The following is an 11,838-nucleotide window of genomic DNA, read 5'->3' on the forward strand; positions in this document are numbered from 1 at the left end:
TTCAATCTATTATTTATACATTATAAGAATGGACTCAGTAGTTTGTTAAAAGCACTTTCCCTTTGTTCTCTTTGGAATCATTAGCGATTATTATATCCTATAAATTATCGAACTTTATTTCAAAGCTACACTTACATTTTTTTCTTTTATCTCCAACCCTTGTCATGATTGATTTCTCTTCCCTTTTCCCAAACAAAAAAGAACCGAGAAGCTGTACAAGTTGTACGTTCCCGATTCTAATTAAAAGTATTACCTAAAGTCGATACATAAACTCCCTCCGCTTTCTGTTGCTTTGAAATAAAGTTTGATCAAAAATACCTGATAAATCCTTTTATGACCGTAAGCAGCAAAATCCATTTTGAAAAAAAGATTGATCAAAATGGATTTTTCCCTTGTGAAATATTCTTCAATTTTTATAAAAAAGTTTGATCATTTTCTACTTATTGCTCTTCCACAATCAGCACCCGATAGCTTAATAACTCTCTAATCCAGTTTTTCCTTTATTCTTTTTAAGCCAACTGATAGCAATAAAGTAACCAATAATAGGTGCCATCCCATATCCCATGATTGGCATAGGGAAATTACCAAATAAAGTTACAATCATCGCCATTAAGAAATAAATTGCTAAGGTTAATGAAATTATATTTTTTGTACCGTAAAAAAAGAATGGACTTAATAATAATATTAAAGATAAAATACCTAAAACGAACCAGACATTTCCAAGGTCTGCAACTAAAAAGATTATATCTTCTACATAAGGAATTGGTGCTAAATCATCGAGAAAAATCCACGAAATGATAACGAAGCCAGCAATTAGAATAAAACTTAGAAACTTTATCATCCAATTACTAATGTTTTTCCATAAAATAATAGCAGTTGCACACGCAAATGCGGTTAATTGACCTGCATCTGGTTGAAATAACAATATTAATAATATAATAAAGATTAGTCCTATTGCGTAGCTTTCACGATTGTTTAATGCTAATATCCATAACTGAATAATTAATAAGGGTAAAATAATACTTGCTATATATATATTAATTGGTCCAAAAGTTAACCATCGATGAACACCTTCTATACCATTAAACAAAAATGGTAAAACTAATAAAGCCACTATAACGACGGTATGAAGCAAATTTCCTTTACTTAATTTTTTTCTCTTATTACGAACTAAATAAATAGAACCTAAAACAGTTCCCAATAACCAGATTAATAAGTTTTGAAGCCAAATGCCTGAAGCCACACCATTTGAAACCATTGCAAAAGTTCCTATAAAGATAGCAGGAAGCATAAGTAAATAAGATTTGTTATTTTTAAAATTATCCATGTAAAATCTTCCTCTATAAATTAAGATTTTCTTCAAATTTCTTTAGAATTTCATGCTCTTGAAATTTGCACTGACTAGTTAGAACTTGCATTGTATACATATATTGGAAAATCAGTCTCCTTCCTAGTAGAGATCATGCTTTCTCGCTTAAAAATATGATCGCACCAGTCGATTTCCACATTTCTCTGGGGTTACCCTCCCATTTCTCTCAGCGTCTTTGCCTGTACATTCCTTCCCAACCTTCCAGTTCCAAATTACGATATGGTATAATTTAGACTTGCCTAGAAGGCATGCTAGTTTGTCAGAAATAAAAAACAACCCTTCAAGAACATGTTATCTTAAAGGATTGTTTTTATCAAACTTTATTCCAAATTATCAATCTTTATTTCAAATGATCAATCTTTGTTATAAATTTTCAAACACTGTAGCTTTGAAATAAAGTTTGATTAAAATACCTTGCCAACCCCACATTTTACGATAAATAAAAAGAATGCATTTTGAAAAAAGATTGATCAAAATCGATTCTTTTCTTTTTGAATGAACATTCCATTTTATAAAAAAGTTTGATTAAAAATCACTTAAAATTCTTTAATCGAAAAGGAATGAAACAGTGCAACTTTATTTTAAATCTACATTATTCATACATCACAAGAACTTTATTTAAAATAAATGACTTACAAAAAGACGATACCTTTAATTATTACGCTGAAAATATCGTGCCAAACTTTATTTAAAAAGGGAGTTGCAAGGCATCGATCAATTATCGACCTTTGGAACAACTCCCTGAAACAATTTGACTTTATTTCAAACTTTGATGATTATCTCTTCTATACTCATTTTGATAACATCATAGTGCAAAATCATAATATAAGCAGTCAATTTCTAACTTTTTTTGGAAACCCTTTTCTTTTAGCTTGCAACACTATAATCAAAGCGAATACAACTAATAAAACAAGAGCCCAAGGAAGTGTTTGAACACCTAACTGTTCAAGTAATATACCGCCTACTACACCGCCACCACCGATTGCTAGATTCCATGAAGTCACAAGCATTGCTTGGGCTACATCAGCATTTTCCCCAGCGGATTCAGCAGACGCAGTTTGCAGCAATGTGGCCGCTCCACCAAATGTCAGTCCCCAGATCACAACGCCTATATAAATCACTACTGGTTCACTGATTCCTAATCCAAGGAAAATAGATGCAACAGCGAAACCTATCAGACTTATGACTACTAATTCACGAAGCCAACTATCAATTAGAACTCCTATTAGCCAGATACCAATGACTGATGATACTCCAAATAATAATAAAATAACATCAGTACGTCTGCTCAATCCAGCTTGAGCAAGATATGGGGCAATATAAGTATATAAAATATTATGGGCTAGCACCCAGGCAAAGACAACCATCAAAACTGATAGCATGCCAGGCAAAGTGATGACCTCATGAAGAGGTTTATTTTCAGCTTTTTGACCTGGAAAATCTGGAAATTTCCAAATCACCCAAACAACAAGTGCTAACGCCAACAACGACATAAGAAGAAAAACTAATCGCCATCCAATTAATGAACCGAGGAAAGTCCCTATTGGCACACCGAATGCGAGGGCAAGTGGCGTACCGACCATTGCAACAGCCATCGCTTTCCCCTTCAATCTATCTGGCACCATACGGCGAGCATATCCGGCGGTAATCCCCCAAAGAACTCCGGCAGAAACACCAGCAAAGAAACGAGCAATAATAGTTAAAATATAGTGAGATGATATTGCCGTCACCGTATTAAATATCAAAAATCCAATAATACACGAGAGCAAAAGCGGACGACGACGCCACCCACGTGTTGCAGTAACGATTGGTATTGCAGCGGCAACCGAACCAAGAGCATAAAACGTAACAAGTTGGCCAGTTAACGATTCCGATACTCCAAGTCCACTGCTTATTTGTAATAGTAATCCCGCTGGTAAAGTTTCAGTCATTATACATATAAATCCCGCCATAGCAAGTGCTAATAAACCTCCCCAAGGCAGGGATTCTATTTCATGTGTTTTCGTGGAATGAGGCTGTCCTGATGCACTGTGTCGACTCATTATAGTCACTCTCCTTATTTAATATTTACAGAACAAATTAATTACTTATCCTGGTCACTGTAAATATTACTAAACAGAATATTTAAAGTACATGAATACTTAAAGGAGTTATGATTGATCTGCATTTAATATAATTGCATTTTAGTTATTTACCCTATAAAATAAATGCATGAAATAAAATTTATTTATTCATTTCTGAATTGATCTGGTTCAACCCCCATTTCCAGTAAGGAGAGATACTATATGGACAACGTCGACCGCAATATCCTTTACCATCTGCAACACAATGCGAGATTATCTAGGACGGAACTTGGAAAATTAGTTAACTTATCTCAACCAGCAGTCACAGAAAGAGTACATCGTATGGAAGAACAAGGAGTGATTAAAGAATACCGTACAATTATATCGCCTGAAAAAATCGGAAAACATGCGGCTGCTTTTATGTTATTTCACACAAAAAATTGTCTTGCTTTTCTCGATTTTTGTCGTTCTAGCCCTGAAGTTGCAGAGTGTTACCGTATTAGTGGAGACCATAATTACTTATTAAAAGTCATCGCTGACTCAACACAGGATCTAGAAGAATTCGGTAATCTATGTGACAGTTACGGAAACTATACAATACTCATAGTTATGTCTTCCGCATTCGATCATAAAGATTTAATACCCGATCACGAAGAAGAAAATTTGCTTTCTGAGTGAAATTAGTAATTATGTTCAACGTATTCCCTGGAAAGCGTAGGGGTATTCCGAGCTCCTTTGAAATCGTAGCGTATACAGAAATCACCGTATGTAGCTTTTGAATAAAGTTTGATCAAAAATATGATGCTAGACTAAAAAGTAGACACAGATTGTTATAATAAAAATACAAACTATAACGGTGTGTGTGTCTATATGGCAAGAGGTAATGGTAAACGATACGAAGAGGCATTTAAAATGGAGACGGTAAAGTATATCACTGTAAACAATAAGTCTGTAGCTCAAGTGGCTAGAGAAGTAGGTGTAAACGAGAATACTTTGTATAGCTGGGTGAAGAAGTATGGTCAACAACCAGAGATTAAGGCTGTACAGTCGTTCTCATCAGCAGAGCCTGAATTAAGAGCTCTCCAGAAGGAAATGCGTGATCTCAAGGAGGCTTAGTGACAGGGTTGCTGCTCTAGACAGCAACCCTGTCACTAAGCCTAATAACAAAGCTTTCATCACATAAAGTTAAACGACTTTATTATTACTGGTCAGGGAGGAATGTGATCGGTCTACACTTCTCTCCTTTCCATCGTATATTTGTATCCATCTGCCTTTTGGACAAGCTGACAATACTTGTGGTTGATTCCTTGTTTTCTTCCTTCTTTCAGATTGATATTGAAACTACCTGTACTTCTACAAGCGACACTTCCATACCAAGTTCCTTTATTTTTCCCTTTAGCGACAACACCTTTAACCATATCGCCACTTGTAAAACCAAAATAGTCTTTTTGACGAGGGTAGTAGGTGTTAATTTGAAATAAAGTTTGATTAAAAACAACCTCACAAACCCGTATTTTACAGTAAATAAGAAGAATCCATTTTAAAAAAAGATTGATCAAAATGGATTCTTCTTCAGTAAATTCAAGTCTGATTTTTGTAAAAAAGTACGGTCTTTTTGGTTCTATATCATGAGAGTACTTACTTTATCCACTTTTTAATTTCAAATCAACTTTTCTTCATAATGGTTCTTTTGGCTTTCTTAATAATTTTTGCTGTTGCTTTTGTATCGGATTCTTGACTCCAAATGTCACAAATCTCTATCACAAAATCAGGTTGTGATTTACTCGCATCATTTAACCAATTACCAACTGAATCTTGAACGTACTTTGAAGGGTCTGATTTTAATAAATTAAGAATAGGTAGAGCTTTCGAAGGTTCTTGTTTTAGGGCTTCAATATGTTTTGCCCACACTCCACGAGGGCGTATCGCTTCTATTGAAAATCTACGTATATTTTCGTCAGAGCTTTCTGCCCATTCCGTTAATAGTTCTATACTTTTATCCAATCGAATTGATAAATCCTCTCTGATTGCCATCCAAGCAATTTCGCGAACACCAAAATGGTGATCTGCCGCAAAAGGATATATGTAAGCTAATTTTTCTGCTAAAGTAATGTTTGGGTCTTTATTCATAAAGGATGCCCAACAACGAACACTATCAGATTGATGATTTGAGAGTGTTCCGATGGTATCTTTTCTTTTTTTCTCATTTTCTTCATTGATTGCTTGATATAATAGTTCACCAGTTAAACGAATGGCTTTCATTCCAGATTCAACCTTTTGTTTTTTCATTTCTGAAATAACACTTTTTAATTTATGTCCTAAGCCTATGTTAGGTAAAACAGCTTCTAATAAATAAATATGATTAACAGCCAGCCATTCAGTTAAATTAACACTCTCTATTTTACCTTGATTCAATAAAGTTCTTACTTCCTCAGGGATGCTACTAGCCTTTCTAGCTCCTTTTCTGTCTACTACTGCTTGGTCAATCTTCATAAAATATCACTCCATTCATACTGATAGTGATGTGAATATATATAAAGCACAATAATATAAATTTAGTATAGTCAAGCCTATTCATATAATTAAACTTCTACTCCTCAGTCTCATGAACTTTTTTTCATTCATTTTTCGACATAAAACACCCCTTTAGACAATTATATCCAAAGGGGTAAAACGGTACAACTTTATTACAAACGGTATAACTTTCTTTAAAACGATACAACTTTCTTATAAACGGTACATCTTTATTTAATTCTACAATAGCAGCTATTTTGAATACTGGATACTACGAGTATGAGTTTTCCATGATTTTTATTGTTAGTTGATCATTAAAGTAATAACCGGTCATCGAGTCGTTAATTATTTCTAAACGTTTATAGCCACGGTGGTTACTCAAACCCTTCTTGTAATGTTCAGGACCCTTATCATTATTAATCTTTATTTTGTAAACATTGATTGATACTTTTTATTGCACCAAAATGCATTCCTTCATGATATAGACAAAAGCTTAGACATTCAACAACACTACTTATTTGCAGTCCAGTAGAAGAGTTATATATTTCTTTTATCGGTTCATCTAACCTCTCCGATAATATTGCATCCATTCTTAGCATTTGTTCATTTAATAAAGCGATTAATTCTTCTTTCGTTGGAGTTTCGATAGACCAATCTTTTGGAGATGTGCCTGGATTAAAAAGCTCAGGAAATTTATCAGGTACAGTGACTTTTTCACCTGTAAGTTGAAAAGCAAATTTTTCAGTTACCATGTATATATGACCTAAATTCCATTTGATATTATTATTCACTCCTGCAGGTACAACTTCCAATCTATTTTCATTCACACCTTTTACGTATTCAATCGTAGCCTTACGTACAAATTTTAACTGTTGAAATAGATAATGACTCATTTTATAACTCACCTTTTCTATTTATTTAAGTTTAAAATACTAGCGTATATATTATTGCACCACTGTTTTGCTATTGACAGGTAAAGTTTGCTCCTTAATTAATGTGGTAAGAACGACTCCAAATACCAATAAAGCTGCTCCCAACCAAAATGCTAGTTCGTAGTTACCAGTCATTGTTCGAAGGTAGCCACCAAGAAATACAGCTATCGCCGCAAATACTTGATGGATGAACCAACTAAATCCAAGAATGCTTCCCATTGCATTTTTTCCAAACTTATCACCAATGATTCCAGTTACAAGTGGAATAATCGGCATGGAAGAGATCCCATACACGACAGCAAACACATATAATTGCCAAATACCTGGTGACACAGCAAGCCATATAAAAGCAAGCAACCTAACCATATACAAAATAATAAGTAAATTCTTTTTTCCCATTACAAGTGTTAATTGCCCAGTAATCCACATCGAAACTGCACTTCCCAAGGCAGCAATACCCAACAATTGACCACCAAGTGATTTCCCTCCTCCTAAATCAACTGCAAAATTTGGAAGATGCATGGTTACCAAGTATAAGGTAAAACCACATGTAGCAAATCCTAAAGTAGCAATCCAAAACTCTCTACTCCTTAATGCTTCGGACAATGAGATGCTTGTTGCTGCTGTAAATAAGGATGTTGAGTCTCCATCCGGCATTTGATTAACATCTGTCGGATTATTCTTTACTACAATTAATACGATTGGAACAACAATAACGAGCATGATTAATCCCAGTACCACAAATGCAGATCGAAAACCTGAACTAGCAATTAAAAATCCTGTTAGTGGCAGTAGTATAAGTTGACCGATATTCATTCCCATGGAGCTTCTCGTAAGCATTTTAGCTCGTTTCTTAACATACCACCTGGATACTAATACAGAATTTGCCATGGAAGCACAGCCAGCAAAACCAATAGCTGTTAATACTCCATAATAAAGAAAGAATTCCCATAATTGTGTGATTGTTGCTGAAAGGATAAATGCAATCCCCATTAAAGCTGCACTACCTGAAATCACAGGTTTCGGACCATACCGATCAATTAATCTCCCCATAACTGGCTGGAAAATTCCCCAAGTGATCATATTAAGTGATACAGCTAAGCTCAGAACCGTTAAATCCCAACCATATGTATCATTTAACGGAGCAAAAAATTGTCCTGCTGTTAAGTTTAAACCAAATGCACCCATTAACGTTACAAAGGTTACCATCACAATTTTGGAACCTAAAAAAGAGTTTGACATATAACCCACCTCCATAAATTAACCACTAAAATACACTTTTAATAGTTAATAACATAGCTCATTTTCTTTAACCTGTCAAACGTGTTACAATAGGTTAATGATTAAAGGAGGATAATTCACGTGACAAATGAAGTAACTTTCCCACTAATATCAGGGAATATCTCAATCGATTTGATTAACACTGAAGTCGTCCGCCACGGCACTCGACATGATTTGCTTACTCAACCAGAACATGTTATAGCATGGTTTCATACTTTAACAAAAAAAAGCATCATCATTAATCAACAATTTAATAAGGAGATAAAACATTGGGCGGAGGATGCATTACCACTTTTACGTGAAGTGCGTTCACTTCTTCGTGAAAGTTATGAAAAAATGGCAGACGAGAAAGTCCTTTCATCTGATTGGATCACTCATTTAGAATTATTAATTAAACAAGCTCCCTTTACTTATCAATTGATAAATGATAAATTAATTCTTATTCCTATTGGAGAGCCCGCAAAAGCTTTAGTTTCCTTGATTGCATTAGATGCCTTAACCCTTTTTGACTCAGATCAATTAAGCTATATACACCGCTGCGCTAATCCAGACTGTGTCTTGTTATTTATAGATACTCGTGGTAGACGAAAGTGGTGTTCAATGAAAATATGTGGAAATCGGGAAAAAGTGACTCGTTATCAACAACAAAAGAAAAAAGAGAAATAAGAGCTACTATTACTAGTACTCTTATTTCTCTTTTTGTATATATAAGGCTAAATTGATAAATATTTCTCCTATCAAAACTATTCTAGAACATAAATTACTTAGAATCTATTCTTGACTGGGCTCTCATATTCCTAATGGCTTTTACTAATTCTGCTTGCTCAGGTTCAATTTCATTCCACTTACTCCAAAAATCCACTGTATTACTTTCCGGCTTCAATTTAGGCTCCTTTAATTTAATTCTATTAGGCAGCAAGATTGCATCACCTAAAATAAGAGCCTCTCCAACATCTAATATAGGTAAACAATCAGTCACACCTTTTAGAGAATCCGGAACTAAGTTCTTAACAACATTTTGGTCTCGATCATTCGTTAATCGTAACACAACAAAATTATTACATTGACTCAAAATTGTTCTGCTTACATCTGAGGGCCTTTGACTCACAACGAATAATGAGACTCCATATTTACGCCCCTCTTTTGCAATTCTCTCAAAGTTATAAAGAGCTTGTTTTTGAACCGAATCAGCATTATCTTTTACTGGTAAATAAAGATGCGCCTCATCGCAAAGTAAAGTGAAAGGAGTCCTTTTATCATTTTTCATCCAAAATTGAACATCATATAAAATTCTAGCTAAAGTACCAGTAACAACAGGTAAAATATCTGAAGGAACTTCGGAGAAATCAATGATTTTTATTCCTTTACTATCTTCATTCATAGATAATAACTTTGAAATAAAAGTATTTAACCAATTGTAATTATTACATTCCTCTCTAGGGTTATATAAAAATGCATACCTTTTATCTTCAACCTTTGTTTCTAATCTTGAAATAAATCGTGTGAGTTTCCCATTCCAATCTCCTTTTACCATTCCTTTGGCACCTTGCTTCATACCTATATCATCTTCTTTAAGTAATGCTATTAAATCCAGTATTGAATAAGGGATTGGAGAGTCTACTGTAAATGATCTTTTCACACTTTCATCATTTTGATCCTCTACGCTAGTCATTTTTAGAGTTTTCAAATGTGCAGTGAATCTAGAAGCTTGATTCGGAGCATTACTATCACTTCTATCTAAGATAGTTGAAAGTATTTCTTCACGGTTTAACATCCAAAATGGCAAATATATTAGATTAGTATCTTCACTATCTAAGTCACCTGCACCAGCTATTTTAAATCCTTTAGCAATTTTACTTTCTCCTTTTGTTAACGAAGCATACTCTCCGTGCATATCAAAAACAATTATATTTGGGTATCTTAATTCACTTGCCTTTTCAAGAATTGTTGCCACACACCAACTTTTCCCTGAACCAGTACTTCCAAGCACACTAGCATGCCTCTGAAAAAGTTTATCACCATCTAGTATCGCCTGAGAATTTGTATCGTTAGCGAAATTTCCAACTATAAGCTTTTGACTTTTTTTAACTTCATTATCTAAAATGTTCATAAAGCGTTGTAAATTTTCACCATTCACTAAATAACATTCGCTATCAACATTTGGAAAAAGATTAACCCCTCTCTTGAAAAGATTACGTTTGGTTCCATCTACACTTTTAAATGTTCCAATCAAAGTTGCTCTAATTAAGTCATTGGTGCTAGTTTCCATGTCTTCCTCTTCTATTTCATCCATAACTAACATGTCAAGTTGAGAACGGGTCACCTTCTCTATTAGGCATATTAATAGTTCATGTTCAAAATTACCTTTTACTGCCATTATATGGCCGATACTTAATTTGGTCATAATCTCAGAGTTGTCCACATTCACAATTATGTTGGATGTATCAACACCTATAACCCTTCCTACTTTATTATCACTTGTTAAATTGAAAATTGTTTTTTCCATTTCAAAACACCGCCTCATTTAATTTATCAATATCCCACAAGTCGACTCCGTTAATCCGGTACGTATTGTCTCTATAAAAAACCTCAGTTCCCGAACATCCTCCACCTTCAAAGTAAGAAAGTGCAATTACATTTCCTTTACCTTCAATTATTTTTTTTGTATTGTCACTTAGAGTTCTTGTCAAGACCAGGGTTGGAATACCATTCATAATGCGTCGCTTTAAATGCGTTTCTAAATGTTCATCATTAAAACCATAGCCAATAATAATAAATTTTGAGGCTGTATCAATAGCTATATTTGCTTTTGCCCTATGTATATCAAAAGGAGTGTCATATCCATTCCTATACTTGTTTGCTCCTGGTGTTATGATTAACCGTTCAATATTTAAATCAATAGCTGTACTAATAGGTTTACCGTTAGACCAGTACCAATTCAGACATCCGTGTGGCTTATAGATTAATACTTTTTTAGTAAAAACCTTTCTGACTACTTTTCCACTTCTTTCTACTCTTTCGCAAAAGCTCATTTGGCTCCTTTTTTCATTTAATTCAGAGATGTTTTTCCCATAAAATAAATTATCTACCGGTATACCCTCAACCTCGCACGCAATCTCTATTAACCTATCGTAATTAGTGCAAATTACAACTAAGCCAGTTTCAGGTATTCTAAATCTTTTGATAAAATTTGAAAAACGTAATTTGTTCTCACCGGTAGTCACCCTATGTATTACTTGTCTTTCCTCTTCTTTTATATAATTTGTGGTTACTTTACGAATAGCTACTTCTATATCTTCATTAGGCGGATACTTTAAGAGTGTCGCCTCCAAATTTGCATCATCTTTTACAAGGCCTTCGTTATTAAGTAAGTCATTTTTTATATTGTCCCACTGCCTCAGGCTATCTTCTTTTATTTCCTCTGGTACTTTTTTTATAAGTTCTGCGGCTAATCCCCACATTCCAGGTAAGCCCTCTGCACATGAAAGCCCAGATCCCACTACCAAGACTGTATTACTACTAAAAAAAGATTGTATTTCTCTATAAAGCTTATCTTTTACACTATCATCCATTAGTCAACCTCCCTTAACTTTAGAAATTCTAAAGCAGAAAATTATATGTTAGCTATTAAGCCCAAAAATTATACCAACTAAATAAGTAATTATGCCTAGTAAACTCT

At 34.2% G+C, this 11,838-nt stretch carries 11 protein-coding genes; 3 read left to right on the top strand and 8 right to left on the bottom strand.

The window, feature by feature from the left end; all coding sequences use genetic code 11:
- Positions 1-472 precede the first annotated feature (472 nt).
- Both B494_RS0114530 and B494_RS0114535 read right to left on the bottom strand, forming a co-directional pair.
- A complete protein-coding gene (locus B494_RS0114530; protein WP_017473116.1) occupies positions 473-1,327 on the bottom strand; it encodes a hypothetical protein in 855 nt (284 codons plus the stop codon).
- Positions 1,328-2,202: 875 nt separating this feature from the next.
- Entirely contained in the window at positions 2,203-3,411 is a 1,209-nt protein-coding gene (locus tag B494_RS0114535) for an MFS transporter (RefSeq protein ID WP_017473117.1), read from the bottom strand.
- Between the two features lie 243 nt (positions 3,412-3,654).
- Here B494_RS0114535 and B494_RS0114540 point away from each other — a divergent pair, with 243 nt between their 5' ends.
- Both B494_RS0114540 and B494_RS19520 read left to right on the top strand, forming a co-directional pair.
- A complete protein-coding gene (locus tag B494_RS0114540) occupies positions 3,655-4,110 on the top strand; it encodes an Lrp/AsnC family transcriptional regulator (RefSeq protein WP_017473118.1) in 456 nt (151 codons plus the stop codon).
- 192 nt (positions 4,111-4,302) lie between these two features.
- Positions 4,303-4,548 (top strand): transposase, encoded by a 246-nt coding sequence (locus tag B494_RS19520; RefSeq protein ID WP_051128271.1) that lies wholly within the window; start codon positions 4,303-4,305, stop codon positions 4,546-4,548.
- 113 nt (positions 4,549-4,661) lie between these two features.
- Here the strand turns inward: B494_RS19520 and B494_RS0114550 are convergent, their stop codons facing one another.
- The 4 genes from B494_RS0114550 to B494_RS0114565 form a co-directional block, all read right to left on the bottom strand.
- Complete coding sequence (locus tag B494_RS0114550) at positions 4,662-4,991, bottom strand: hypothetical protein (protein ID WP_017473120.1); 330 nt, start codon at positions 4,989-4,991, stop codon at positions 4,662-4,664.
- Positions 4,992-5,097: 106 nt separating this feature from the next.
- Entirely contained in the window at positions 5,098-5,925 is an 828-nt protein-coding gene (locus B494_RS0114555; protein WP_017473121.1) for a DNA alkylation repair protein, read from the bottom strand.
- Positions 5,926-6,362: 437 nt separating this feature from the next.
- Positions 6,363-6,839 (bottom strand): DinB family protein, encoded by a 477-nt coding sequence (locus B494_RS0114560; protein ID WP_017473122.1) that lies wholly within the window; start codon positions 6,837-6,839, stop codon positions 6,363-6,365.
- Between the two features lie 51 nt (positions 6,840-6,890).
- On the bottom strand, positions 6,891-8,120 hold the full coding sequence (locus B494_RS0114565; protein WP_017473123.1) for an MFS transporter: 1,230 nt from the start codon (positions 8,118-8,120) through the stop codon (positions 6,891-6,893).
- Between the two features lie 120 nt (positions 8,121-8,240).
- On the opposite strand from B494_RS0114565, the gene B494_RS0114570 reads away from it, so the two are divergent.
- Complete coding sequence (locus B494_RS0114570; protein ID WP_017473124.1) at positions 8,241-8,825, top strand: CGNR zinc finger domain-containing protein; 585 nt, start codon at positions 8,241-8,243, stop codon at positions 8,823-8,825.
- Positions 8,826-8,919: 94 nt separating this feature from the next.
- Here B494_RS0114570 and B494_RS0114575 read toward each other — a convergent pair whose 3' ends face one another.
- Both B494_RS0114575 and B494_RS0114580 read right to left on the bottom strand, forming a co-directional pair.
- Positions 8,920-10,665 carry an ATP-binding protein gene (locus B494_RS0114575; protein WP_017473125.1) on the bottom strand — a complete coding sequence of 582 codons (1,746 nt, stop codon included), beginning with the start codon at positions 10,663-10,665 and terminating at the stop codon, positions 8,920-8,922.
- Position 10,666: 1 nt separating this feature from the next.
- Positions 10,667-11,731, bottom strand: a complete 1,065-nt coding sequence (locus B494_RS0114580; RefSeq protein ID WP_017473126.1) for an SIR2 family protein — start codon at positions 11,729-11,731, stop codon at positions 10,667-10,669.
- Positions 11,732-11,838: the final 107 nt, after the last annotated feature.

The sequence above is a fragment of the Amphibacillus jilinensis Y1 genome, assembly GCF_000306965.1.
GTDB classification, from domain to species: domain Bacteria; phylum Bacillota; class Bacilli; order Bacillales; family Amphibacillaceae; genus Amphibacillus_C; species Amphibacillus_C jilinensis.

Bases quoted from the DNA above. Each gene is read 5' to 3' on its own strand.
- B494_RS19520 (WP_051128271.1), top strand. From the start codon at position 4,303: ATGGCAAGAGGTAATGGTAAACGATACGAAGAGGCATTTAAAATGGAG.
- B494_RS0114565 (WP_017473123.1), bottom strand. From the start codon at position 8,120: ATGTCAAACTCTTTTTTAGGTTCCAAAATTGTGATGGTAACCTTTGTA.
- B494_RS0114530 (WP_017473116.1), bottom strand. From the start codon at position 1,327: ATGGATAATTTTAAAAATAACAAATCTTATTTACTTATGCTTCCTGCT.
- B494_RS0114555 (WP_017473121.1), bottom strand. From the start codon at position 5,925: ATGAAGATTGACCAAGCAGTAGTAGACAGAAAAGGAGCTAGAAAGGCT.
- B494_RS0114560 (WP_017473122.1), bottom strand. From the start codon at position 6,839: ATGAGTCATTATCTATTTCAACAGTTAAAATTTGTACGTAAGGCTACG.
- B494_RS0114580 (WP_017473126.1), bottom strand. From the start codon at position 11,731: ATGGATGATAGTGTAAAAGATAAGCTTTATAGAGAAATACAATCTTTT.
- B494_RS0114540 (WP_017473118.1), top strand. From the start codon at position 3,655: ATGGACAACGTCGACCGCAATATCCTTTACCATCTGCAACACAATGCG.
- B494_RS0114535 (WP_017473117.1), bottom strand. From the start codon at position 3,411: ATGAGTCGACACAGTGCATCAGGACAGCCTCATTCCACGAAAACACAT.
- B494_RS0114575 (WP_017473125.1), bottom strand. From the start codon at position 10,665: ATGGAAAAAACAATTTTCAATTTAACAAGTGATAATAAAGTAGGAAGG.